Origin of the sequence: Ewingella sp. S1.OA.A_B6 (assembly GCF_049889095.1) — a bacterium.
In the GTDB taxonomy this organism is placed as follows: Bacteria; Pseudomonadota; Gammaproteobacteria; order Enterobacterales; family Enterobacteriaceae; genus Ewingella.
In genome coordinates this window covers 523037-549110 of sequence record NZ_JBLJFK010000001.1, presented here as the reverse complement: position 1 = coordinate 549110, position 26074 = coordinate 523037, and the positions used below count along the sequence as shown (strand labels likewise).

Here is a 26074-nt window from a genome sequence, read left to right as displayed (position 1 = left end):
AAGGGAGCGTGATGCCCCCGATGTTTATTTTAACAATGCCGCAATTACATATTTGCGATCATTGCATCACCAAACTCTGAACATTTCAGTAGTTTAGCGCCTTCCATCTGGCGTTCGAAATCGTAAGTCACGGTTTTAGCCGCGATAGCGCCTTGCATACCTTTAACGATCAGGTCTGCCGCTTCGAACCATTCCATATGACGCAGCATCATTTCTGCAGAAAGAATAATTGAACCTGGGTTCACTTTATCCTGGCCTGCATATTTTGGTGCCGTACCGTGCGTTGCTTCGAACAGTGCACAATCAGAACCGATGTTTGCACCCGGTGCGATACCGATACCACCAACCTGCGCCGCCAGGGCATCGGAGATGTAGTCACCATTCAGGTTCATACAGGCGATAACGTCGTATTCGGCTGGACGCAACAGGATCTGTTGCAGGAAGGCATCCGCAATCACATCTTTAATGATGATGTCTTTGCCATTGCCTGGGTTCTTGATTTTCACCCATGGGCCGCCGTCGATAAGCTCACCGCCGAACTCTTCAAGAGCCAACTGGTAACCCCAATCTTTGAACGCACCTTCGGTGAACTTCATGATGTTGCCTTTGTGAACCAAAGTCAGGGAATCACGATCGTTAGTAATGGTGTATTCGAGGGCCGCACGAACCAAACGCTTGGTGCCTTCTTCTGAGCAGGGCTTGATACCAATACCGCATTCCTGTGGGAAACGGATTTTCTTCACGCCCATTTCTTCTTGCAGGAATTTGATCACTTTGTCTGCTTCAGCAGAACCCGCTTTCCATTCGATCCCCGCATAGATATCTTCGGAGTTCTCGCGAAAAATCACCATGTCGGTGTCTTCAGGACGTTTAACCGGGCTTGGTGTGCCGGTGTAATAACGAACCGGACGCAGGCAGATATAGAGATCGAGCTGTTGGCGCAGGGCAACGTTCAGAGAACGGATACCGCCACCGACTGGCGTCGTCAGCGGGCCTTTGATGGCAACGCGATAATCGCGGATCAGGTCCAGCGTCTCTTCTGGCAACCATACGTCTTGACCGTACAGCTCTACCGATTTCTCACCGGTATAGATTTCCATCCAGGAAATTTTACGTTCGCCGTTGTAGGCTTTTTTAATCGCTGCATCCACAACTTTGATCATAGCAGGGGTAACGTCAACGCCAATACCGTCACCTTCGATGAACGGGATAATAGGATTATTTGGAACGATCAGTTTACCCTGGGCATCAACTGTAATCTTTTTACCTTCCGCCGGAACAACTACTTTGCTTTCCATTAACCTCTCCTTCGAGCGCATTTTTGTTAAAAATTTGTAAGATGCGGATCGATATTACTTGAATAATGTCCGCACGCCAATCTGAAACCGTTTTCACGTATAATGCGCTAATTCTCTCTGACTTCAATGCCTATGAAACCAATCTCTTTTAAAAATCACCACGTTAACCGTTTCAGCAAGCGGCTTGCTCGGGCGGGTGCAGCACAAAATGCTCCACGTAAACTGGTGCTGTTCAATAAGCCGTTTGACGTCCTGCCGCAGTTTACCGACGAAGCGGGCCGCGCTACGCTCAAAGACTACATCTCATTAACAGACATCTACGCCGCAGGCCGCCTTGACCGGGACAGTGAAGGTTTACTGGTGCTGACCAACGATGGCAAACTGCAGGCAGCCTTAACTCAACCCGGCAAACGCACCGGCAAAGTTTATTTTGTGCAGGTGGAGGGATTGCCGAATGACGCTTCAATCAACGCGCTGCGTGCCGGGGTTGAGTTAAAGGATGGCAAAACCTTACCAACAGACGTGGAGATGGTTGAAGAACCACAGTGGCTGTGGCCGCGAAACCCGCCTATCCGCGAGAGAAAAGCCATACCTACCACCTGGCTGAAAATCACATTGTATGAAGGCCGTAACCGGCAGGTTCGCCGCATGACAGCCCACGTTGGCTTCCCGACCTTACGCCTAATCCGCTTCAGCATGGGTGAGTTTACCCTCGGTGATTTACAACCCGGTCAATGGAAGGAGATCTCAGATGTTTAAACCGCATGTTACCGTCGCCTGCGTTGTGCAGTCGCAGGGGCAATTTCTGATTGTAGAAGAGACCGTTAATGGCAAAGTGACCTGGAATCAGCCAGCGGGTCATCTTGAAGCCAATGAAACCCTAAACAGCGCCGCGAAGCGCGAACTGTATGAAGAAACCGGCATTCGTGCCGAGCCGCAGTCCTTCCTGAAATTGCATCAGTGGCAAGCACCGGACGGCACCCCTTTCCTGCGCTTCGCGTTTGTGATCGACCTGGACGAACAACCGGCCACTGAGCCTCAGGACAGCGATATAGATAGCTGCATCTGGGCCAGCGCCGAAGAGATCATCGGCTCGACAAAGCTGCGTTCACCGCTGGTAGCCGAGAGCATTCGCTGTTATCAGCAAGATCCGCGTTACCCACTCGATCTGCTGGCCAACTTCAACTTACCGGAATAGCCTGCCCTATTATTGGCTGCGCCAATCAACGGTGCAGCCCATCGCCTGACGTGATAAAATTCCGCGATTACTTCTCTTCCTATTTATTAATGCGAAGTAAAGTTATACGAAAATAAAGCACTAACAACCGCTGTCCGGTCCGGAGTGACTTTTTTGTTGCGCGCGGCCTTCATCCTCGTGTGACTTTCTGGTATTGAAATACCAGTCAAAAGCGCTACCTGCCGGGCAATTTATTTATGTTTTTCGGGACTATTATGTCTGACAACAGCCAGAAAAAAGTGATCGTCGGGATGTCCGGCGGTGTCGACTCCTCCGTATCGGCCTATTTGCTGCAACAGCAAGGCTATCAGGTGGAGGGCCTCTTCATGAAAAATTGGGAAGAGGACGACAACGAAGAGTACTGCACCGCAGCCACCGATCTCGCCGATGCGCAGGCGGTGTGTGACAAGCTGAACATAAAATTGCACACCGTGAACTTTGCGGCGGAATATTGGGACAACGTGTTCGAATTATTCCTCGAAGAGTACAAAGCCGGACGTACGCCAAACCCGGATATCCTGTGCAACAAAGAAATTAAATTCAAAGCATTCCTCGAGTTTGCCGCCGAAGACCTGGGCGCAGACTTTATTGCCACCGGGCACTATGTGCGTCGTAAGGATTTTGACGGCATCAGCCACTTACTGCGTGGTACTGACAGCAATAAAGATCAGAGCTACTTCCTCTATACGCTGGGGAGCGATCAAATTGCACAAAGCCTATTTCCGGTAGGTGAGTTGGAAAAACCCGAAGTGCGCCGTATTGCCGAAGAGTTGGATTTAATCACTGCCAAAAAGAAAGATTCCACCGGCATCTGTTTTATCGGTGAGCGCAAATTCAAAGACTTCCTAAGCCGTTACCTTCCGGCGCAACCCGGCGCGATCAAAAGTGTCGATGGTCAGGACATGGGCCAGCATCAGGGCCTGATGTATCACACGCTAGGGCAGCGCAAAGGTCTGGGTATCGGTGGGCAAAAAGATGGCGGCGAAGATCCTTGGTACGTAGTCGATAAGGACGTGGTAAATAACATCCTTTACGTTGCCCAGGGCGGTGAACATCCTCGCCTGATGTCCGTCGGTCTGATAGCCCAGCAATTAGACTGGGTGGACCGCAAACCCATCACTGAACCGTTTAAATGCGTAGTGAAGACACGTTATCGCCAGCAGGATATTGCGTGCACAATCACACCGCTGGGTGCAGACCGCATCGACGTGCGCTTCGACGCGCCGGTCGCAGCGGTCACACCGGGACAATCTGCGGTGTTTTACATCGGTGAGATTTGCCTCGGTGGCGGTATTATCGAACAGCGGCATCCACTGATTTAAGATGAGTGGCACGCATCCCAAAAGTCAGTGGGGATGCAGCAAGGCAGCAATCGAAAGTGTCCCGATGATCTGACACACGTCAGTGATTCGGGCAACCGAGTGCAGCTAATGCATAGTACGAGGGGGATCTGGGTTTAGTCTGTGGTTTATGGCATTATCTGTCGCCTCAGATTCGTCCGGCGATTCTTGATTTGTTACCCCTGTGACTTGTTACCCGTGTCGCTTGCTGTCCGAATAACGCTTAATGGAGTAAACGTGGCTAAAAATTATTATGACATTACGCTGGCATTGGCCGGCATGTGCCAATCGGCACGCCTGGTTCAGCAACTGGCCCATGACGGCCATTGCGCGCAGGAAGAAATGTCAGTGTCGTTACGCAGTCTGCTGGTGATGAATCCGGAGTCCACACTGGCGGTTTACGGCAATAATGAAGCCAACCTGAAAATGGGCCTCGAAACCCTGCTTGGCGTATTGAATGCCAACCGTGAGGGGCTGGGTGCTGAATTAACGCGCTACACATTGAGTCTGATGGTGCTGGAGCGCAAGCTTAACGGCAATAAGGTTGCAATGAACAAGCTCGGCGAACGTCTTGACCAGCTTGACCGACAGCTTGCACATTTTGAGCTTGAGTCAGAAACTATGCTCAGTTCACTGGCCGCAATTTATGTTGATATTGTCAGCCCGGTCGGCCCGCGTATTCAGGTCACCGGATCGCCAGAGATTTTGCAAAACTCTCAAGTGCAGGCCAAAGTCCGGGCCGTGCTGCTAGCGGGTATCCGTTCAGCAGTTTTGTGGCAGCAGGTAGGCGGCGGACGCTTACAGCTTATGTTTTCTCGTAATCGTCTGCATGAGCAGGCGAAAAATATTTTGGCTCATTGTTAAGATCCCAGGAGTTGCTACCGATGGAATTATCCTCACTGACCGCCGTTTCCCCCGTTGATGGACGCTATGGTGATAAAGTCAGCGCGCTGCGCACTATTTTCAGTGAATTTGGACTGCTGAAATTCCGTGTACAGGTTGAAGTACGTTGGCTGCAAAAACTGGCAGCTTGTGCAAATATCAAAGAAGTCCCTGCTTTTGATGCCGACGCAAACGCTTTCCTTGACCAGTTAGTAACGAATTTCGATGAAAAAGACGCCCAGCGTATTAAAGACATTGAGAAGACCACCAACCATGACGTCAAAGCGGTTGAGTATTTCCTGAAAGAAAAAGTGGCGACGGTCCCTGCCCTGCACGCGGTTTCCGAATTTATTCATTTCGCCTGTACATCAGAAGACATTAACAACCTGTCTCACGCCCTGATGCTGCAAACCGCACGTCAGGAAGTTGTTGCGCCTTACTGGCTGAAAATTATCGACTCCATCAAAAGTCTGGCCCATCAGTTCCGGGACATTCCGCTGTTGTCGCGCACCCACGGTCAGCCTGCTACGCCGTCTACTATTGGCAAAGAGTTTGCTAACGTAGCCTACCGGATGGACCGTCAGTATAAGCAGCTCCAGCAGGTTGAAATTCTGGGTAAAATCAACGGTGCGGTCGGTAACTACAACGCTCACATCGTGGCTTATCCGGAAGTGGATTGGCACAAATTTAGCGAAGAGTTCGTGACCTCGCTTGGGATAACGTGGAACCCATACACGACACAGATTGAACCACATGACTACATCGCAGAACTGTTCGACTGCGTGGCGCGTTTCAACACCATTCTGATCGACTTTGATCGCGATATCTGGGGCTACGTTGCCCTCAATCATTTCAAACAGCGCACCATCGCTGGCGAAATCGGTTCTTCGACCATGCCGCACAAAGTTAACCCGATTGACTTCGAAAACTCCGAAGGTAACCTCGGTTTGTCGAACGCCGTGTTGCAGCATCTGGCCAGCAAACTTCCGGTTTCCCGCTGGCAGCGTGATCTGACAGACTCCACCGTGCTGCGTAATCTCGGCGTAGGACTGGGTTATGCGCTGATCGCCTATCAAGCCACCATGAAAGGCATCAGCAAGTTGGAAGTTAACGAAGCCAACCTGGCGTTCGAACTCGACCACAACTGGGAAGTCCTGGCAGAGCCAATCCAAACCGTGATGCGCCGTTATGGTATCGAGAAGCCTTACGAGAAATTGAAAGAGCTGACCCGTGGTAAGCGTGTTGATGCAGCGGGCATGCAAACATTTATCGATTCTCTGGAATTACCGGAAGAAGAGAAAGTGCGCCTGAAAGCCATGACGCCGGGTAACTATATTGGTCGTGCAGCTAAAATGGTTGACGAGCTGAAATAAGCTTTACCTGTCACAGACACGCCTCAGAAACGGGGCGCGTCTGTGTATGCTTTACGCCTTGCTGGTTAGCTCTGAGTCTGGAATTTGCTCTGACGCAAATCGCCGATAATGTCGTTCATCCGGTCTTCAGTTAAACGATAATAGCGGATAGAGAACGCCGTAATCAGATAGAAAATAGCAGGCAACACGGTAAACAGAATCAGTACACCACGTACCGCTTCAGCCGATTGCTGCTCCACACCGGCCTGATAACCAAACCACGCCAGCCCCCATCCTGTCAGTGCGCCACCAATTGCCACGCCGAGTTTAATAACAAAAATATTGGCAGCAATATTCATACCCGTAATACGGCGCTGCGTTTTCCATTCACCATAGTTATTGGCGTCAGTAATCATCGACCACTGTAGAGGGGCATTAATTCCCTGTAATAAGTTAAGGATTATATGCACGATAAACGCAGGCATCCAATATTCCGTTGGCAGAACAAAGAATAATAACCCAATCAGTGCACTTAATACGTTGACCCATACTGAAGCGCGGATTTTACACATCCACGCCCCCAGAAACTTCGCGAATAAACTGCCAATGACGGCAGCTACTGTAGTCGCCATCATGAAGATGGAAATAATGCCGCTGCCCTGATGCAGGACATATTGCACGAAATACACCAGCAAACTTCCGCGAATGACCACACCACAAAGCATGGCGAGGTTATACACGGACAGAATACGCCATTGATCGTTTTTCATCAAAATACGCACATCGCGCAGGATATTCATATTCTCTTCCTTGATCGGTGTAATACGCTCACGGGTCGTCAGGAAGCAGGTCAGGAACATCAGGCAACCAATAACGCCGAAAATCCCCATCGCCCACTGCATGCCTGTTGCACGGTCACCCGGTGCGATAAAGTCAGCCAGCGGCAGGATTAATGCCGTCCCCATAGCACCGCCAATGGGTGCAATCGCAAAGCGCCAGGACTGCAATGAAAGATTATCCTGCGGGTCAACCGTAATCGCCGCACCTAATGAACAGTAAGGAATATTGATTGCCGTATACATGATGGTCATGAAGATATAGGCAAGAACTGCGTAAACAATTTTCGCTGTTTGCCCGAAATCTGGCGTGGAATACACCAGTACACAGCTCACAGCAAACGGCACGCAAATAATCAGTAACCATGGACGGAAACGACCCCAGCGGCTTTTCGTCTGATCGGCAATAGCCCCCATAATCGGATCGGTAATCGCATCAAGTATTCGAACGAGTAAAAACAATGTCCCCATAACCGCAGGGGAAAGCCCATAAATATTGGTATAGAAGTAAGCCAGAATGGCAATAGAGGAATCAAAAACGATGTGACTTGCCGCATCGCCTAATCCAAAACCCAGTTTTTCTTTGTTGGTGATCCGTTCAGTTAACGCCGACATGCATTCACCTTCATTTTTAAATTAGAATCCCACAGCCTTTATAATTGCTGGCGTTTTTGCGGGATATTCTAATTTTTCATTTATGCCTTATGCTTTTAATTAAATGTGACGCAGATACGGCTTATTTTTTCCGCTTGTTATGTGCAATATGTATATATTCGAGCTGCATCACATTTAGCAGAGAAAACAAAAAAACATAAGGTGACTGGGCATTTTGGCAATTGTTGTGTTGGCTGTCTGCTACCAGTATTGATAATCAGAAAACAACTCCGCGCCGTCGTGCGGAAGGTCAAACTTAAAGGGGAAAGTATGTCTGCCATTTATAAGGATGCCCGCCGACCGACACACGAACGCGTCGCTGATTTGCTGGAGAGGATGACACAAGAAGAGAAATTCGCACAGATGCACGCCTTCTGGCTCATTTTGTCTGCCGATGGAGATCATCGCGAACGCACCGATCTGAGCGACGAGTTTGCCGGCGTCACGAAACAGGCGGCGCTGAGCGAGCAAATCAAATTGGGCATCGGGCAGATAACCCGCCCGCTGGGGACGCACATTGTGGACGCCAAGGAAGGTGTCCGCGCACTCAATCGCCTGCAAAAAACCCTCATGGAAGAGACGCGCCTGGGAATCCCGGCACTGTTTCATGAGGAGTGTCTGGTGGGTCTGCTGTGCAAAGACGCCACGCTGTTTCCGTCATCGCTGAACTACGCCTCCACCTGGGATCCAAATTTAATGCAGCGCGTCGCAGCCGCCATTGGCGATGAAGCGCGCAGCACAGGCTGTCGTCAGGGATTAGCGCCAGTGCTGGATGTCTCGCGTGATGTGCGCTGGGGGCGGACTGAAGAAACCTTCGGCGAAGATCCTTATCTGGTGGGCGTGATGGCGACCCGCTTTGTACTGGGTTTGCAGGGCGAAAAACGTGATGTACTGGCCACGCTGAAACATTACGTCGGCCATTCGTTCAGCGAAGGCGCCCGCAACCATGCGCCGGTGCATCTGGGCTTTAGCGAGCTGAATGATACATTTCTGCTGCCGTTTGAAATGGCGGTCAAACTGGCGAACGCCGGCTCTGTGATGCCCGCATATCACGACATTGACAACCAGCCAAGCCATTCTGATAAGTTCCTTATGACCACGCTTTTGCGTGAACAATGGGGCTTTGATGGCCTGATTGTGGCGGATTACGGCGGTATCAGCCTGTTGCACCAGCATCACGGTGTCAGCCGCAACGCCACGGAATCGGCGGCGCTGGCCTTTAATGCCGGGTTGGATATCGAGTTACCTAAAGATGACTGCGCACGCCATCTGGCCGAAGCCGTTGAGCAGGGCCTGCTCTCAATGGCGAAAATCGACGAAATTGTCGGGCGTGTGTTACTGGAAAAATTCCGTCTGGGGTTGTTCGAACAACCGTATACCGATGAAAACACCCTCGCGCTGCAAACTCCGGCAACGCGCGCGCTTGCATATGAGGCGGCAGTTAACTCCATTACGATGCTGGAAAATAACGGTGTATTGCCGTTACAAAGTCAGCTACGGCTGGCAGTTATCGGTCCGACGGCAGACGATCCGCTGGCGCTGCTGAGCGGCTACAGCTTCCCGGTACATTTGATCATCAGCGATATGCAGGATAGCGCCTCACAGGTCGTGACACCGTTACAAGCATTGCAGCAGCGCATGGGTGCACAATCCCTGCGTTATGCTAAGGGCTGCCATATCATTGAGCAGCGCGTCGCGGGCACGCCAGTCTTTCCCGGTGATGCAGGAAAAACCATGCAGTCTTCTCCCGTTTCACAGGATAGCCGCCTGATTGCGGCAGCCGTTGAAGCCACCGAACAAAGTGATGTTGCACTGGTTTTTGTCGGCGATTTGGCCGGGCTGTTCCAGAGTGGCACGGTGGGCGAAGGCTCGGATACCGACAGCCTGCAACTGCCCGGCGTACAGCAACAACTGCTGGCTGCCGTGGTCGAAACCGGCAAGCCGGTCGTGGTAGTAATAACCGGCGGACGCCCGTACAACCTTGGCGGGCTGGAGGATCGTGTCGCGGCGCTGGTCATGGCGTGGGCGCCAGGTCAGGAAGGCGGTAATGCGATTGCTGATGTGCTGACCGGCGTGCGTGAACCCGCCGGGCGCTTAGTGGTTTCGGTCCCTCACAGCGCGGGCGCGATGCCGTATTACTACAACCACAAACTGAAGAGCGGCGGCACACCTTATGCTTTCCACTTTGGCTCACGTTACCCGTTCGGGTACGGCAAAACGTGGACCACCTTCAGTTATGGTGATCTGACTCTTGTGCGGCCTCAGGTGCAGTCTCTCAACGGCAGCGTAATAGCGAAGATTACCGTCACCAATATCGGCGACCGGGCCGGAAGTGAGGTCGTACAGTTGTATGTCCGGGACCGGGTTGCCTCGCAGGTTCGCCCCGTTCAGGAGCTGAAAGCTTTTCAGCGCATACAGCTAGCAGCTGGCGAAAGCGCCGACCTGACCTTCACAATCCCGACCGATATGCTGAACTTCACTCAGCGCAACGGCAAGCGGATAGTCGAGCCGGGCGAGTTTGAAATTCGTATTGGCGCGTCCAGCGGCGATATCCGCAGTCAGGGCGTGGTGGAAGTGACAGGCGAGGTGCGCGAACTGGAAAAAATGTGGCGGATGGAAAGCCATTGCCACGTCACGCATTAATCCTTCGGGACGTTTAAGCCTGCCTTAAACGTCCCCCTTATCTCCATTGGCGCACCTTATGTGAGCCTGACGCGTAAAGTGTCACTGCAAAAATTCTCCGTCCTTCTAAAATCGAGGCCATTACCGCGATCCATCACGCATCTTCTATCTCTTGCCAAAATCGTCGCTTATACTTGGTTTATGTTTCGTTTAAAGTGTCTCACAACATGTTTATCTGGCGTTGAAGCAAACAATTTTGAATACGTTACAGTTGTCTTGGGATTAATTATAAAAAGGCTGGGATTCCGGTCTACTTAAACAAGGAGTTGCTATGCGAATTCTGGTTGTCGAAGACAATGCCCTGTTACGCCATCACCTGTCGGTACAAATGCGCGAGATGGGCCATCAGGTTGATGCAGCAGAAGACGCCAAGGAAGCTGACTATTTTTTGCGCGAGTATTCACCCGATATTGCTATTGTTGACCTTGGATTACCGGGCGAAGATGGCTTGAGTTTGATCCAGCGCTGGCGCAGCCATCAGGAAAAACTGCCAATACTGGTTCTGACCGCTCGCGAAAGCTGGCAGGACAAAGTCGCAGTACTTGAAGCGGGTGCAGATGATTACGTGACTAAGCCTTTCCACCTGGAAGAGGTACTGGCACGTATGCAGGCACTGATGCGACGTAACAGTGGTTTGGCTTCACAGATTATCGTTATGGCACCTTTCCAGATTGACCTCTCTCGCCGTGAGCTTACCGTTAACGAACAGCCGCTGAAACTCACCGCTTTTGAATACACCATCATCGAAACGTTGATCCGCAATGCCGGCAAAGTCGTCAGTAAAGATTCACTCATGCTGCAACTCTATCCTGATGCCGAACTGCGTGAGAGCCACACCGTTGATGTACTCATGGGGCGGTTGCGCAAGAAATTGCAGGCTGAGTATCCGGCTGATGTAATAACGACCGTACGCGGCCAAGGTTATCGTTTTGATATCCGACCGTAACGTTTTCTGACGTCTGGCCGATGATATTTCGCAACAGTCAACCCTTCTCGCTGCGTTCGCGCTTTCTGGTGGCGACTGCAGCCGTGGTTCTTGCACTTTCACTGGCTTACGGGCTGGTGGCCGTTGTTGGCTATATGGTCAGTTTTGACAAAACGGCTTACCGTCTGCTACGCGGTGAAAGTAACCTGTTTTTCAGCCTCGCCCAGTGGCGTGATGACAAGCTGACTATCAACGTTCCACCGGAACTGGATCTCAACTCTCCCACGCTGGTTTTTATCTATGACGATAAGGGCAATCTGTTATGGGCAGAGCGACACGTAACTGAACTTGAAGCGCGGATCAACAAGTCATGGATGAATAAGCCCGGTTTTTATGAGCTGGACACTGATACTCAAATCAGTAGTGAGGTGGTCGGTGATAACCCCAAAGCTCAGGATCAGATAAAAACCTATGATGGAACGGATGCCAATGCGATGACTCACTCCATTGCCGTCAATACTTATGCAGCGACCAAGCGTCTGCCGGCACTTAATATTGTGGTGGTCGATACTATTCCACAAGAACTGCAACGCTCGGATCTGGTATGGGAGTGGTTTAGCTATGTCCTGCTCGCCAATCTTTTGCTGGTGTTGCCGCTGTTATGGCTCGCGGCATACTGGAGCCTGCGCCCCATCAAAGCTCTGATCCGTCAATTGGCTGAACTGGAAACACACGAACGTGAAGAGCTGGACGAGAACCCGCCGCGCGAGCTTAAAGGGCTGATTCGCAACCTTAATAGTCTGCTGCACGGCGAGCGTGAACGCTATGATCGCTACCGCACGACGCTTGCCGATCTGACCCATAGTCTGAAAACACCGCTCGCGGTATTGCAGTCAACGCTGCGGTCCCTGCGTAACAGCAAACAGATGACCATCGAGGAAGCTGAGCCGGTGATGCTTGAACAGATCAGCCGGATCTCGCAGCAAATTGGCTACTATCTGCATCGTGCCACGCTGCGATCTGAACACACTATTCAGATCCGAGAAGTACACTCCGTTCCTCCTCTGCTCGACAGCCTGTGCTTTGCAATGAATAAAGTGTATCAGCGCAAAGGCGTAGTCCTGACTCTGGATATATCGCCGGAAATTACTTTTATTGGCGAGAAAAACGACTTCATCGAGGTGATGGGAAACGTTATCGACAACGCCTGCAAATACTGTCTGGAGTTCGTTGAGATCAGCGCAGTGTACGCCGAAAAACAGCTGGTGATCCTGATAGAGGATGACGGTCCGGGCATTCCGGAAAGCAAGCGCACCGTGATTTTCCAGCGCGGACAACGGGCAGATACCCTGCGCCCCGGTCAGGGTTTGGGCCTCTCGTTAGCCAGTGAAATTATCGAGCAGTATGACGGCGAAATCATCATCGATGACAGCCAGCTGGGGGGGGCCAGTATGCGAGTGTGCTTCGGCCAACAGCACGATGCAGACATCGATTGATGTAAAACTCGTTTCGCTGCAACGGTTCACATTAGCAATAAATAAAATTTACTGCTGATTGCCCAATGCAGCGACGACGCCTTCCGTTATAATTCTTCCCAGACATCTCTTTCACGCCATGGAATATATTTATGGATTATCAACTCGACTTAGACTGGACTGACTTTTTACAGCGTTACTGGCAAAAACGTCCCGTCGTTCTTAAGCGTGGCTTCAAAAATTTTGTCGATCCGCTCTCTCCGGATGAACTGGCAGGTCTGGCGATGGAAAACGAAGTCGACAGCCGCCTGGTTAGCCATCAGGACGGACGCTGGCAGGTCAGCCATGGTCCCTTCGAGAGCTATGACCACCTTGGTGAAAATAACTGGTCGATTCTGGTCCAGGCCGTTGACCACTGGCACGAGCCTTCTTCTCACCTGATGCGCCCTTTCCGCCATATTCCTGACTGGCGCATGGACGATCTGATGATCTCCTACTCAGTACCGGGCGGCGGCGTTGGCCCGCATTTCGATCAGTACGACGTGTTCATCATTCAGGGTACCGGCCGCCGTCGCTGGCGCGTGGGTGAAAAAGTCCCAATGAAACAGCACAGTCCGCACCCGGATTTACTGCAAGTTCCGCCGTTCGATGCCATCATTGACGAAGAGCTGGAGCCTGGAGACATCATCTATATTCCACCGGGTTTCCCGCACGAAGGCTATTCGCTGGAAAGCTCGTTGAATTATTCGGTTGGTTTCCGTGCGCCCAATACGCGTGAGATGGTGAGCGGCTACGCGGATTACATTTTGGCCCGCGAACTCGGCAGCAAACGTTATAGTGACCCGGAACTGGTCGAACGTGAACATCCGGCGCTGGTGCTACCGAATGAAATCGACAACATGCGTAACATGATGCTCGAGTTAGTTGGCAACCCGGAACACTTCAACAGCTGGTTTGGCGAATTTATTTCACAGTCACGTCATGAACTCGATTTGGCCCCGCCGGAGCCGCCGTATCAGGCGGGTGAAATCTATGAGTTGATGGAGTCCGGCGAATCACTGCAGCGTCTTTGTGGTTTGCGCGTGTTGCGCGTTGGCGATGTTTGCTATGTCAATGGCGAAGCAATGACTACCGATCATCTGGTCGCAGCCGATGCACTGACCCGTCATATGACGGTGACCCGCGAAATGCTGGGTGATGCGCTGGAAGATCCGTCCTTCCTGGCACTGCTGTCTGCGCTGGTCAACAGTGGTTACTGGTACTTCAACGACTAATCCCATTGCCGCAATACAATAAAAGGGTGCACTTTACTTATAACATGCACCCTTTTGAGTTTGTTCAATTGTTCATTTGCCTAAAGTAGCATCAGTGCTTAACCGCACGTTGAGCGGTCAATTCAGCAATATGCATGATCACCTCTGCCGCTTTTTCCATTCCCTCGAGGGTGACAAATTCGTGCTTACCGTGGAAGTTGTAGCCTCCGGTAAAAATGTTCGGGCACGGCAGACCACGAAATGAGAGCTGTGCGCCATCCGTGCCACCGCGGATCGGCTTCATCACCGGTTCTATATCACACGCTAGCATCGCCTGCCTGGCAATCTCAATGATGTGTGGGTGCTGTGCGACTTTGTCATGCATATTGTAATAATGGTCGTCGAGCGTGACTTCGATATAACAATCTCGATGTAATCCCTTGCCGACTATATGGGCAACATCAATAATTTTTTGCTTACGCGCTTCGAAATTAATTTTATCGAAATCACGGATGATGTAGTGCATTTCCGCCCGCTCAACCGAACCTTTCATTGAGGTCAGATGATAAAAACCTTCATGACCTTCGGTGGCTTCAGGGGTTTCATCCGCTGGTAATTCACTATGGAAACGGGCTGCCAGCGACAGCGCATTAACCATCACACCTTTAGCACTGCCGGGATGCACATTGTTTCCGACAATCTTGATCGTCGCCGAAGCGGCGTTGAAGTTCTCAAACTCCAGCTCACCCACGCCACCGCCATCAACGGTGTAGGCCCATTCAGCGCCAAACGCCGGGATATCAAAAGATTGAGCTCCTTTGCCTATCTCTTCGTCCGGGGTAAATGCTACCCGTAATGGGCCGTGCGGCCGGTTGCTGTTTTTGAGTCTAACCATCGCAGTGACAATCGCAGCGATGCCTGCTTTGTCATCAGCACCGAGCAGCGTCTTGCCATCGGTAGTGATTAGCGTCTGGCCTAACAGCTGATGCAGTACCGGAAACATAACGGGGGATAATACTTCGTCGCCGTTACCCAGCGCGATATCACCACCGCGGTAATTCTCGACGATCTGCGGGTTGACGTGCTTGGCGGTAAAGTCGGGCGCCGTATCCAGATGGGAAATGAAACCAATAGTCGGAACGTGCCAGGCGACGTTACCAGGCAATGTGCCCATTACGCAGCCCTTGTCGTTAAGCGTAACCTGGTCGAACCCCAGCTCAATAAGTTCGTTACGTAATTCACGTGCCAACTTCATTTGCCCTTCTGTGCTGGGTGTTTGCCTGACATTGGCTTTCGATTGGGTATCAAATGAAACGTAGTAGAAGAAACGATCGAGCAACTTATCCATAATGGGTTATCCTCTGGCAACTGACTTTTATTATGCGCAGCATGAATCCCGCACATATTGCGTCAGGTCAGTTTTCTCCAAGTTTAGTTCCCGAAGTGTTCTGCACAGACGCAATTTTTACGGAATGTTGCCAAAAGAGGGGAGTAGACGAAAAACAGCCCGGCTAGCGCCAGGCATTATCTTCTTTGGTCAAAAAAGCGTGAATAAAGTCGGGGACCACCTTACTGGCAAGACCGTACATCTTCTCGTCGAATTCACTTTCGACCTGGCTTGGTTCGAGATTCAGCTCAATCGTAAAAGCCCCCCCCAGACGTGCTTCATGCACAAAACCGGCGGCCGGATAGACATGCCCCGAGGTGCCGATAGCAATAAAGAAATCGGCTTTCGCCAACGCCTGATAAATTTCTTCCATGCCAATTGGCATTTCACCAAACCACACAATATGCGGGCGCAGCGCCGCCGGGAACTGGCAGCAGTGGCATTTATCGTTAACGCTCAGATCGCCCGGCCAGTCAAATACCTGGCCGGACTGAGTGCAGCGCACTTTCAGCAATTCGCCATGCATATGCATCACGCGCTTATTACCTGCACGCTCATGCAGATTATCGATATTTTGCGTTACCAGCATAAAGTTGTCGCCCAGCGCATCCTCCAGCATAGCCAGCGCCTCATGGGCCGGATTCGGCTGGATCTCCGGCTGTTGCAACTGCTGACGGCGGGCGTTGTAAAACGCCTGTACCAGCTCAGGATCGCGACGATACCCTTCCGGCGTCGCTACATCTTCAACGTTATGCTCTTCCCACAATCCATCAGCGGCGCGAAAGGTGCGGATGCCGGACTCAGCAGAAATCCCGGCACCGGTAAGCACCACCACAAAAGGTCGTTTTAGTGATGCCGCGGCCATATTGTCGCGATGAAAAATGCTCGAGCGAAAACGTTGATGTCGTATGCGCTTGTTTTTGCGAAACCGACACAAACGATGGCGTGTGCGCATAAGTGCTCCTGCTTTTTTACAAGTCTGTTAAAGGTTTTACTGCCCGCCGCTCAACACTCGGGCCGGATCGATACGACTGGCGCGCCGCGCCGGATACCAGCTGGCAAGCAAACTCAGCACCAGCGCGGTAAACAACACACCTGCCACATCCAGCCAGTGAAGCTCCGACGGTAAAAAGTCGATGAAATAAATATCACCCGAGAGGAACTGATGCCCGGTGAATTTTTGCAACGCATTAATAATATTAGTCAGTTGATAGGAGGCTATCACGCCCACCACTACTCCACAGACGCTCCCCACCAGTCCAGCCAGTAAACCGTACCAGATGAACACCGCGCGAATAAGCCCGTCTTTGGCCCCGAGCGTGCGCAGAATCGCAATATCACTGCTTTTATCTTTCACGGCCATGACCAGCGTCGAAACGATATTGAAGCAGGCGACGCCTATCACCAGCACCATTGCCATGTACATGATCGCGCGCACCATCTGGATATCGCGGTACATATAACCATAGGTACCGATCCAACTGCTGATGTAAACATAGGCCTGTGTCACTTCACCGGCATCCCGCACCAGTTTCTGCGCGGCAAAAACATCGTTCACTTTAATATCAATGCCGGTGACACTGCCGCCCATATCTTGATATTGCTGGGCATCTGCCAACGGAACCATGGCTAAACTGTGGTCCAACTGACCACTTAATTGCAAGATTCCGGTGACGTGCAAGCGAATACGTTTAGGCTGTAACAGTTTCATTTCCGGATCGCTGTTTGGGATCATCACCGTGACCCAGTCACCTTGTTTGACCCCGATAGCATCGGCCACACCTTTACCCAAAATGACCTGCTGCTCGCCCGCTTTGAAACTTTTCCAGGCATCACCGAGAACAAAACTCGGCGCGGCGCTGACACGGGGTTCCTGCTGCGGATCCACCCCTTTGAGTTTGATGGCTCGCAGTTTGGCACCGTGTTCAATCAGGCCGTTGAATTCTACATAGGGCGCAGCAGCGGCAATACCCGGCACTTTTTCGACGCGATCCAGTACGCCCTGCCAACCCTCAAAAGGCTGATTGACCGGGCGTATTTCGCCGTGCGGCACCACGGCCAGTACGCGATCTTTTAGCTCGCGCTCAAAACCGTTCATGGCGCTAAGGCCCACAATCAGCACTGCGACACCCAGCGCGATACCCAGCGTGGAGATAATCGAAATCAGCGACACCATGCCGCTGCGACGGCGTCCACGGCTAAACCGTAGGCCGATTAAAAGGGAGAATGGAATGGCAGACATCACTTCGCTCCCAGTAGGGTCGAGTCCTGTTGCAATTTACCGTCGCGCATCTCCAACTGACGGTTCATGCGGCTAGCTAACTGCAAGGCATGCGTGACCACCAGGAATGCGGTGCCCTGGCGGACATTCAGCTCACCAAGTAAGTCGAAAATGCTGTCGGCATTTTTCTGATCAAGATTCCCGGTCGGTTCATCAGCCAGCACCAACGACGGGTTATTCACCAGCGCACGGGCAATCGCTACGCGCTGGCGCTCACCACCGGAGAGTTCAGACGGACGGTGTTTACTACGGTGTTGCAGGCCTACTGCCGCCAGCATCGCCATAGATTTTTCTTCTACTTCAGCCGCTTTACTTTTACCGATTAACAACGGCATACCCACGTTTTCCAGCGCAGTGAAATCCGGCAGCAGATGGTGGAACTGGTAAATAAAGCCCAGTTCACGGTTGCGCAGCTCGGCCTTGGCGGTGGAAGACATCGTGTTGAGCGAGGTGCCTTTAAACACCACGTCGCCAGAAGTCGGGGAATCAAGGCCGCCCAACAGATGCAACAGAGTACTTTTACCGGAACCGGAGCTGCCGACGATTGCCATCATTTCGCCCGGCTGAATGCCAAAGGTGACATCGCGCAGCACGTCGGTGTGCATTTTACCTTCCGTGTAAGTCTTACAGAGGTTTTCGCACTGCAATAATAATTCGCCCTGCGATGATATTAAGTTACTCATAACGTAAAGCCTCTGCGGGTTGGGCGGCAGCTGCGCGCCACGAAGGGTAAAGCGTAGACAATAAAGCGATCGCCATGGCGATCAGCGCAATAATCACTACCTGTGTGGCTTCGATATCCACCGGCAGCGACGCGCCATCGAGCATCAGACCAACGGCAGGCATGATGTGATTAAGTTGAGTCGCCAGGACAACGCCGAGCACCGCACCAAGTAGTGCGCCGATGATACCGGCACTCGCGCCCTGCACCATAAACACCGCCATGATCTGGCGGCGGGTCAGCCCCTGCGTTTGCAGGATCGCCACTTCGCCCTGCTTTTCCATCACTAACAAACCGAGGGAGGTGATGATGTTAAACGCCGCCACGGCAACGATCAGGCTCAGCAACAGGCCCATCATATTTTTTTCCATGCGCACCGCCTGGAACAGCTCACCACGACGTTCGCGCCAATCTTTCCACTCGGTGCCTTTCGGCAGGGTTTGCATACTCAGGCTGTCGACATCCAGCGGTTTGTCGAGGAACAGACGCCAGCCGGTGACATTACCTTTCGGGTAGAGCATCAGCCGAGATGCATCCTGCTGATTGACCAGCATCTGGTAGCCATCCACCTCACTGTTAGCGGCAAATGTCCCTGCAACAGTGAACAATCGCTGGCTGGGAATACGACCCATCGGGGTGAACTGGCTGACGCTGGTGACCATCAGCCGCAGCTGGTCACCACGTTTCACCTTTAGCTGTTGTGCCAACTGGTCGCCGAGAATGACATTGTACTGGCCGGGTTGCAGCACCTGTTGACTGACCGCAACCATATAGTTAGAAAGCGGGTCTTTTTCATCAGGATTGACGCCCAGCATCACGCCGACCGCCACGCTGCCGGGGCTTTGTAACACCACATCGCCGGTCGTCAGCGGTACAGCACGCGTAACGCCCTTGAGCGCAGCGACATTATCATGGGTGATTTTTTTAGGATCCAGCGAACCCTGTGCCGTTGTCACCAACGCCTGAGGCATCAGACCCAGAATGTTACTTTCCAGATCCTTCTCAAAACCGTTCATGACTGATAACACAGTCACCAGCGCCATCACCCCGAGAGTAATGCCTATGGTAGAAAGCCAGGAGACAAACCGCCCAAAGCGGTCTGAAGCACGCCCGCGCATGTAGCGCAGGCCTATAAATAACGCAACAGGTTGATACATGACATCCGTTTTACGTGCTTGGCCGTGTTAAGTGCATGGCGCAGACTAAAGTGATCAAGGATAATAAAGGCTAGTCCCGCTTTATGGAACCACTAACGGCCTCACTCCCCGGCTTTATTATCCTTTTTATCTTTTATAATAAGGGGATCTGGGTTGACCCCGGTTAGGCCTCATCGCAAGATACGCTCTGCAATCAGGTCCAGATGGACGCCGACAACGAGATAACATTACAGCCTATGCCTCAAGATCATCGTTATTCTTTGCCTGAACGCCCCGGCGATACCCGCGTACTGGGGCAGCTCACCGGTTCTGCCTGCGCACTGGAGTGTGCCGAAATCAGCGAGCGCCACGCAGGCCCGATCGTGCTCATCGCGCCCGACATGCAAAACGCCCTGCGTTTGCGCGATGAAATTCAGCAATTTACCGAACTGAAGGTTCTCAACATTGCTGACTGGGAAACGCTGCCTTACGACAGTTTCTCACCGCATCAGGAGATCATCTCCTCCCGCCTGTCGAGCCTTTATCAATTACCTATGCTGGAGCGCGGCATCATTATTTTGCCGGTCAACACGTTGATGCAGCGGGTGTGTCCGCATGAGTTCCTGCACGGCCACGCGCTGGTAATGAAAAAAGGGCAATTGCTGTCGCGCGATAAACTGCGTGCTCAGCTCGAACAGGCCGGTTATCGCAGCGTTGATCAAGTCATGGAGCACGGTGAGTTTGCCACCCGTGGTGCCCTGCTCGACCTCTACCCGATGGGTAGCGATGAGCCTTACCGCATCGACTTTTTCGATGATGAGATCGACAGTTTACGGGTGTTTGACGTTGACACCCAGCGCACACTAAGTGAAGTCGCCCAAATTAACTTACTGCCCGCGCACGAGTTCCCGACCGACAAGACTGCCATAGAACTGTTTCGCAGCCAGTGGCGTGAAAAATTCGAAGTACGTCGGGATGCTGAACATATTTATCAGCAGGTGAGCAAAGGGACTTTTCCAGCGGGGATCGAATACTGGCAGCCGCTGTTCTTTAGCCAACCGCTGACCACCCTGTTCAGCTATTTGCCGAAAAATACCCTGCTGCTCAATACCGGCGATCTGGAAAGCGCCGCCGACCGTTTTTGGCTCGACGCTAACCAGCGTTATGAAAACCGCCGCGTCGATCCGATGCGCCCACTGCTGGAACCTGAAACCCTTTGGCTGCGGGTAGATTCCCTGTTTAGCGAGCTGAAACAGTGGCCGCGTATTCAGTTGAAAACCGACATACTGCCACAGAAAACCGCCAATACTAACTTGAGTTACCAGGCGTTGCCGGACCTTTCAGTTCAGCCACAAAACAAAGCGCCAATGGACAACCTGCGCCGCTTTAATGAATCCTTCGCGGGCAGTCTGGTGTTCTCGGTAGAAAGCGAGGGACGCCGCGAAACCCTACAGGACCTGCTGGGCCGCATTAAGCTAAACCCGACGCTGATCACCCGCATTGAACAAGCGCAGAGCGCAGGCCGTTACATTATGATCGGCGCCTGCGAGCGCGGTTTTCTCGACATCGATAAACAACTGGCGCTGGTGTGTGAAAGCGATCTGCTTGGCGAACGCGTCGCGCGTCGCCGCCAGGACAGCCGCCGCACCATCAATACCGATACGCTGATCCGCAATTTAGCAGAACTGCGCACCGGCCAGCCAGTCGTGCATATGGAGCACGGCGTCGGGCGCTATCTCGGCCTGACGACATTGGAAACCGGTGGCATCAAAGCGGAGTACCTGATCCTCACCTACGCCGGTGAAGACAAACTTTATGTGCCAGTTTCTTCGCTGCATCTGATCAGCCGTTATGCCGGAGGCGCCGATGAAAGCGCACCGCTGCATAAGCTTGGCGGTGAAGCCTGGTCCAAAGCCCGGCAGAAAGCGGCCGAAAAGGTCCGCGACGTGGCAGCAGAATTGCTGGACATTTATGCCCAGCGCGAAGCCAAAAAGGGTTTCGCCTTCAAACATGACAAACAACAATATCAATTGTTCTGTCAGGCATTCCCGTTTGAAACTACACCGGATCAGGCTCAGGCCATCAACGCCGTTCTGACCGACATGACACAGCCGCTGGCAATGGACCGTCTGGTGTGTGGCGACGTGGGCTTTGGTAAAACTGAAGTGGCAATGCGTGCGGCGTTTCTTGCCGTCTCGAACAATAAACAGGTCGCCGTGCTGGTGCCCACCACGCTGCTTGCACAACAGCACTTCGACAACTTCCGTGACCGTTTCGCCAGTTGGCCGATACGCATCGAGATGATGTCGCGTTTTCGCAGTGCAAAAGAGCAAAACGTCGTGCTGGAACAGGCGATCGACGGCAAGGTGGATATCATCATCGGCACCCATAAGCTTCTGCAGAGTAATCTGCACTGGAAGGATCTGGGTCTGCTGATTGTCGATGAAGAACACCGCTTCGGCGTACGCCATAAAGAAAGGATCAAAGCGATGCGTGCCGATGTGGACATCCTGACCCTAACCGCCACCCCCATTCCGCGCACGCTGAACATGGCGATGAGCGGCATGCGTGACTTATCGATTATTGCTACGCCACCGGCTCGTCGTCTGGCGGTCAAAACCTTCGTGCGTGAATACGACAGCCTGGTGATCCGTGAAGCCATTCTGCGTGAAATACTGCGCGGTGGGCAGGTCTATTACCTGTTCAACGACGTAGAGAACATCGAGAAGGCTGCAGACAAACTGGCCGAACTGGTCCCGGAAGCGCGCATTGCCATCGGCCACGGCCAGATGCGTGAACGCGATCTGGAACGCGTCATGAACGATTTCCACCACCAACGTTTTAACGTGCTGGTATGTACCACCATTATTGAAACCGGTATCGACATTCCGAGCGCAAACACCATCGTCATCGAACGCGCCGACCATCTCGGTCTGGCACAGTTGCATCAGTTGCGTGGCCGCGTGGGGCGCTCACATCATCAGGCCTATGCTTACCTGCTGACACCACCGCCGAAAGCCATGTCCAAAGATGCCCTTAAGCGTCTGGAAGCCATCGCATCGCTGGAAGATTTAGGTGCAGGGTTTGCGCTGGCGACGCACGATCTTGAGATTCGCGGTGCGGGCGAACTGCTTGGCGAAGGCCAGAGCGGACAGATGACCAGTATCGGTTTCACACTGTATATGGAACTACTGGAAAATGCGGTAGAAGCGCTGAAAGAGGGACGCGAACCGTCTCTGGAAGATTTGACCACCAGCCAGACCGAAGTGGAAATGCGTATGCCAGCTCTGTTGCCGGAGGAGTATATTCCTGACGTCAATACCCGCCTGTCTCTGTATAAACGCATTGCCAGTTCAGGCAGCGAAAACGAACTCGATGAACTGCGCGTAGAGTTGATTGATCGCTTCGGCACCTTGCCGGATGCCGCACGAAACCTGCTGCACATTGCCGTATTGCGTCTGAAAGCCAAAGCGCTGGGCATCAAGCGTCTCGAAGGCAATGAGCGCGGTGGTTTTGTCGAATTCAGTGAGAAAAATCGTGTGGATCCGGGCTATCTGATTGGCCTGTTACAGAAACAACCTCAGATTTACCGTCTCGACGGGCCGACCAAGCTGAAGTTTATGATTGATCTGACTGACCGGCCGAAACGTCTTAAGTTTGTAGACGAGCTACTCGCTGCTTTCTCGGGACACCTGATTTAGCAGGTGACGTTTTTGCATCACTAGTCCTAACATAGGTTGACAGTTTTTTGCCTCCAAAATGCCTGATGCAACGCATCGGGCATTTTGTATTTTAGCAATAGGTGGGGTTGCTCGTTATTATATATCTTTACCGACTCCTTCAGCATTTTTGCGCATCCTTAATATTAGCCGGACGATTAACTATAAATTCGTTCTTTAGGATGCCGTTGACCCTTTCTGCTGACGCATTCTGGTAACCGTCATATCCGTCCGTCATCGAGCACCTTATTCCATATTTTTCATGTACTGATTGATTAACGCTGCTGGGCTTGTTTATAGGTAAGTTCGCCTTTTTCAACTTGCTCGACAACAGCTATTTTAAAAGACAGGATGTGATCACATTGAGTGCGTTTGAACTCAGTCATTGTCACAATCTCCAAAAAAATCAAAAATGTGTCAATGCTATTTAGGATGGATTATTGAAAACAAAAAAGCCTGAGGATTGCGCCTCAGGCTTTTTGTACAAATTGTACGCGTATCAGGTGCGTGTAAGTTGCAACTGCCCGCTTTTATCCAACGGTATCTGGGTGCCTGGATCATGATCCATACGCACTTTGCCCTGCTGGTCACCGATTTTGTAGGTCACATCGTAACCCAGATTTTTTTCCGACTTCTCATACACCGTGCTGCAACGCTGTTGCTGTGAGGTGTAGGTATCGCCTTCCTGCATGCTGCTCTGTACACGGTTGCCGGCATAACCACCGCCCAATGCACCTGCAACAGTGGCGACATCACGACCTCGGCCACCACCAAATTGGTGGCCGAGTACGCCACCGGCAACAGCACCCAGAACGGAACCAGCTATCTGATGCTCATCTTGTACGGGACGTCTGTGGGTAACCGTCACGTTACGGCACTCCTGACGTGGCGTTTTAATCGTTTCTTTAATAGGCGTCGCGCTGAGTACTTGAGCGTACTCTGGGCCTGAAGAAAAGACATTGATACTTGCTACTGCTGCAACGCCGAGCGCCGCAGCGACTCCGATACCGACACCCGCTAACATTGACTTGTTCACAGGACATCCTCCTGAAATGTTACCACGCATTCTGTGGCCTTTTAATGCCGCGTTCCCCTGCTGTGTGAACATGAGGATATCGCGTCGGCAACAGGTCCTCAAACGGAATAGCCGTATATTGAGGGATCGGCGTGCGTGAATCGCCGTCTGTAAACAAGCTAAAGTTTGCACACAATTTGACATTCCCGCAATAAGACTCATGGACGAAAAAAGCTTATTTGACCGGTAATATTAGGGCTTTAGGAGGATTCTTAGCGAACGAAGTTATTTATACGAAATCTTAGGTTGAATTTGGGTATATTAACGGAAAGTTCAAAAGCCTGTTAATACAGGCTTTTGATAAGAATCGATGGCGTAATGAAGAAAAAGAAATTAATGCAGTTTAAGGCGCGGGCGAATAACCTTGTTAATCCCACCAACCAACATCATTAACCCTGTTTTGGTATAGCCATGCAACGCAATCTGGTGCATGCGATATAGCGAGACATACGCAATGCGCGCAATGCGCCCTTCCACCATCATCGAGCCTTTCATCAGATTCCCCATCAGGCTGCCTACCGTGCTGAAGCGCGACAGGGAAACCAGCGAGCCGTGATCTTTATAAATATACTCTTTCAGGTTCTGCCCTTTACGCTGCGCCATGATGTTGTCAAAACAGCGTGATGCCATTTGGTGCGCTGACTGTGCACGTGGAGGCACGAAACCGCCGCTCTTCTGTGGGCAGGAGGCACAGTCGCCAATGGCAAAAATGTTCGGGTCGCGAGTGGTTTGCAACGTCGGTTCAACCACTAATTGATTGATGCGGTTGGTTTCCAGTCCTGCAATATCCTTCATTAAATCAGGTGCTTTTATCCCCGCAGCCCACACCATCAGGTCAGCTTCAATGATCTCTCCATCTTTGGTGCTCAGACCATTCTTATCTGCACTGGTGACCATAGTCTTAGTCAGTACACGCACACCGAGCTTGGTCAACTCATGATGTGCAGCACCGGAGATACGCGGAGGCAAAGCGGGAAGAATACGTTCACCGGCTTCTATCAGCGTCACGTTCAATGCCTGGCTGTCGAGGCCTTCAAAACCGTAGCTATGCAACTGTTTTACGGCATTATGCAATTCAGCAGAGAGCTCAACACCGGTAGCGCCGCCGCCCACAATCGCAATGTTCACTTTCTTTTGCTTATCCGGATTAGCGGAGAATTTCAGGAAAAGATTGAGCATCTCGTTGTGGAAACGGTGTGCCTGATGCGGGTTATCAAGGAAGATACAGTTCTCCTTCACGCCCGGCGTGCCAAAATCATTTGACGCACTGCCGAGTGCCATCACCAACTGGTCATAGGCGATATCACGCGCGGGAACCAGCACTTCACCGTTTTTCTCATCAAGGATCTCTGCCAACTGGATGGTCTGCGTCTCACGGTTAATGTTGACCAGTGATCCTATCTGGAAGATAAAGCCGTGGTTGCGGGCATGCGCCAGATAGCTCAGCGCATCCACACCATCGTCAAGACTGCCAGTGGCAACTTCGTGCAATAGCGGTTTCCACAAATGACTGTGGTTGCGGTCCACTAACACAATTTCGGCGCGTTTCTTGCGACCCAGTTTGTGACCCAGGCTGGTAGCGAGTTCCAGACCACCGGCACCACCGCCGATAATGACAATTTTCTTCATGGTTGTAGTCAACATGACCCCCTAAAATGTGAACCAATTGTTATCTAAGGGTGAAATTTATTATCCTTAGAATACATAGGGTTGGCTTAAGTTAAATCGGTATCTGATGCGAGAATAACATGCGTGGTGATTTGGTCATACCAAAATTGATGCACATCAATTTAAATCTATTCAGTCAGATTCACTTACTGA

The 26074-nt window shown here is 51.8% G+C and carries 19 protein-coding genes and 1 pseudogene; 10 read left to right on the top strand and 10 right to left on the bottom strand.

The features are described from left to right. Positions 1-44: 44 nt before the first annotated feature. A complete protein-coding gene (icd, locus tag ACMV8I_RS02555) occupies positions 45-1298 on the bottom strand; it encodes an NADP-dependent isocitrate dehydrogenase (protein ID WP_498863644.1) in 1254 nt (417 codons plus the stop codon). A 132-nt stretch (positions 1299-1430) separates the two neighbouring features. Between icd and rluE the strand changes: the two genes are divergently transcribed. The 5 genes from rluE (at position 1431) to purB (ending at position 6130) form a co-directional block, all read left to right on the top strand. Beyond that, on the top strand, positions 1431-2057 hold the full coding sequence (rluE, locus tag ACMV8I_RS02550; protein WP_498863643.1) for a 23S rRNA pseudouridine(2457) synthase RluE: 627 nt from the start codon (positions 1431-1433) through the stop codon (positions 2055-2057). Beyond that, complete coding sequence (locus tag ACMV8I_RS02545) at positions 2050-2496, top strand: NUDIX hydrolase (RefSeq protein WP_498863642.1); 447 nt, start codon at positions 2050-2052, stop codon at positions 2494-2496. Before rluE ends, ACMV8I_RS02545 begins: the two co-directional genes overlap by 8 nt. Before the next feature lie 236 nt (positions 2497-2732). Continuing rightward, positions 2733-3857, top strand: coding sequence for a tRNA 2-thiouridine(34) synthase MnmA (mnmA, locus tag ACMV8I_RS02540; RefSeq protein WP_498863641.1), 1125 nt, complete (start codon positions 2733-2735; stop codon positions 3855-3857). A gap of 255 nt (positions 3858-4112) precedes the next feature. Continuing rightward, positions 4113-4739 carry a high frequency lysogenization protein HflD gene (hflD, locus tag ACMV8I_RS02535; protein WP_498863640.1) on the top strand — a complete coding sequence of 209 codons (627 nt, stop codon included), beginning with the start codon at positions 4113-4115 and terminating at the stop codon, positions 4737-4739. A 20-nt stretch (positions 4740-4759) separates the two neighbouring features. Further along, complete coding sequence (gene purB, locus ACMV8I_RS02530) at positions 4760-6130, top strand: adenylosuccinate lyase (protein WP_498863639.1); 1371 nt, start codon at positions 4760-4762, stop codon at positions 6128-6130. A gap of 65 nt (positions 6131-6195) precedes the next feature. On the opposite strand, the gene ACMV8I_RS02525 is transcribed toward purB, so the two are convergent. Continuing rightward, complete coding sequence (locus tag ACMV8I_RS02525; RefSeq protein ID WP_498863638.1) at positions 6196-7560, bottom strand: glycoside-pentoside-hexuronide (GPH):cation symporter; 1365 nt, start codon at positions 7558-7560, stop codon at positions 6196-6198. Between the two features lie 309 nt (positions 7561-7869). On the opposite strand from ACMV8I_RS02525, the gene ACMV8I_RS02520 reads away from it, so the two are divergent. The 4 genes from ACMV8I_RS02520 to ACMV8I_RS02505 all read left to right on the top strand — a co-directional run bounded on the left by ACMV8I_RS02520 (position 7870) and on the right by ACMV8I_RS02505 (position 13955). Then, positions 7870-10242, top strand: a complete 2373-nt coding sequence (locus ACMV8I_RS02520; RefSeq protein WP_498863637.1) for a glycoside hydrolase family 3 N-terminal domain-containing protein — start codon at positions 7870-7872, stop codon at positions 10240-10242. Between the two features lie 310 nt (positions 10243-10552). Then, positions 10553-11227 (top strand): two-component system response regulator PhoP, encoded by a 675-nt coding sequence (phoP, locus tag ACMV8I_RS02515; protein WP_498863636.1) that lies wholly within the window; start codon positions 10553-10555, stop codon positions 11225-11227. 20 nt (positions 11228-11247) lie between these two features. Next, positions 11248-12702, top strand: a complete 1455-nt coding sequence (gene phoQ / locus ACMV8I_RS02510; protein WP_498863635.1) for a two-component system sensor histidine kinase PhoQ — start codon at positions 11248-11250, stop codon at positions 12700-12702. Positions 12703-12833: 131 nt separating this feature from the next. Then, positions 12834-13955, top strand: coding sequence for a ribosomal protein uL16 3-hydroxylase (locus ACMV8I_RS02505; protein WP_498863634.1), 1122 nt, complete (start codon positions 12834-12836; stop codon positions 13953-13955). A gap of 91 nt (positions 13956-14046) precedes the next feature. Here the strand turns inward: ACMV8I_RS02505 and pepT are convergent, their stop codons facing one another. The 5 genes from pepT to lolC form a co-directional block, all read right to left on the bottom strand. Then, positions 14047-15282, bottom strand: a complete 1236-nt coding sequence (pepT, locus tag ACMV8I_RS02500; RefSeq protein WP_498863633.1) for a peptidase T — start codon at positions 15280-15282, stop codon at positions 14047-14049. 163 nt (positions 15283-15445) lie between these two features. Then, positions 15446-16276, bottom strand: a complete 831-nt coding sequence (cobB, locus tag ACMV8I_RS02495; protein WP_498863632.1) for a Sir2 family NAD+-dependent deacetylase — start codon at positions 16274-16276, stop codon at positions 15446-15448. 36 nt (positions 16277-16312) lie between these two features. Next, the gene (lolE, locus tag ACMV8I_RS02490; RefSeq protein WP_498863631.1) at positions 16313-17563 is read right to left on the bottom strand and encodes a lipoprotein-releasing ABC transporter permease subunit LolE; all 1251 of its coding nucleotides are present in this window, start codon (positions 17561-17563) and stop codon (positions 16313-16315) included. Beyond that, on the bottom strand, positions 17563-18285 hold the full coding sequence (gene lolD / locus ACMV8I_RS02485; RefSeq protein WP_498863630.1) for a lipoprotein-releasing ABC transporter ATP-binding protein LolD: 723 nt from the start codon (positions 18283-18285) through the stop codon (positions 17563-17565). Before lolD ends, lolE begins: the two co-directional genes overlap by 1 nt. Continuing rightward, positions 18278-19480: a lipoprotein-releasing ABC transporter permease subunit LolC gene (gene lolC, locus ACMV8I_RS02480; RefSeq protein WP_498863629.1), complete on the bottom strand. Its 1203-nt coding sequence runs from the start codon at positions 19478-19480 to the stop codon at positions 18278-18280. Before lolC ends, lolD begins: the two co-directional genes overlap by 8 nt. A 236-nt stretch (positions 19481-19716) precedes the next feature. On the opposite strand from lolC, the gene mfd reads away from it, so the two are divergent. Continuing rightward, a complete protein-coding gene (gene mfd / locus ACMV8I_RS02475; RefSeq protein WP_498864700.1) occupies positions 19717-23160 on the top strand; it encodes a transcription-repair coupling factor in 3444 nt (1147 codons plus the stop codon). Positions 23161-23186: 26 nt separating this feature from the next. Here mfd and ACMV8I_RS02470 read toward each other — a convergent pair. From ACMV8I_RS02470 to ACMV8I_RS02460, 3 genes and pseudogenes are all read right to left on the bottom strand, one after another. Then, positions 23187-23452: pseudogene (locus ACMV8I_RS02470) on the bottom strand (integrase core domain-containing protein); the annotation flags it as partial. Between the two features lie 225 nt (positions 23453-23677). Then, positions 23678-24214: a glycine zipper 2TM domain-containing protein gene (locus tag ACMV8I_RS02465; protein ID WP_498863628.1), complete on the bottom strand. Its 537-nt coding sequence runs from the start codon at positions 24212-24214 to the stop codon at positions 23678-23680. A gap of 372 nt (positions 24215-24586) precedes the next feature. Further along, complete coding sequence (locus tag ACMV8I_RS02460) at positions 24587-25894, bottom strand: NAD(P)/FAD-dependent oxidoreductase (RefSeq protein ID WP_498864699.1); 1308 nt, start codon at positions 25892-25894, stop codon at positions 24587-24589. Between the last annotated feature and the right edge of the window lie 180 nt (positions 25895-26074).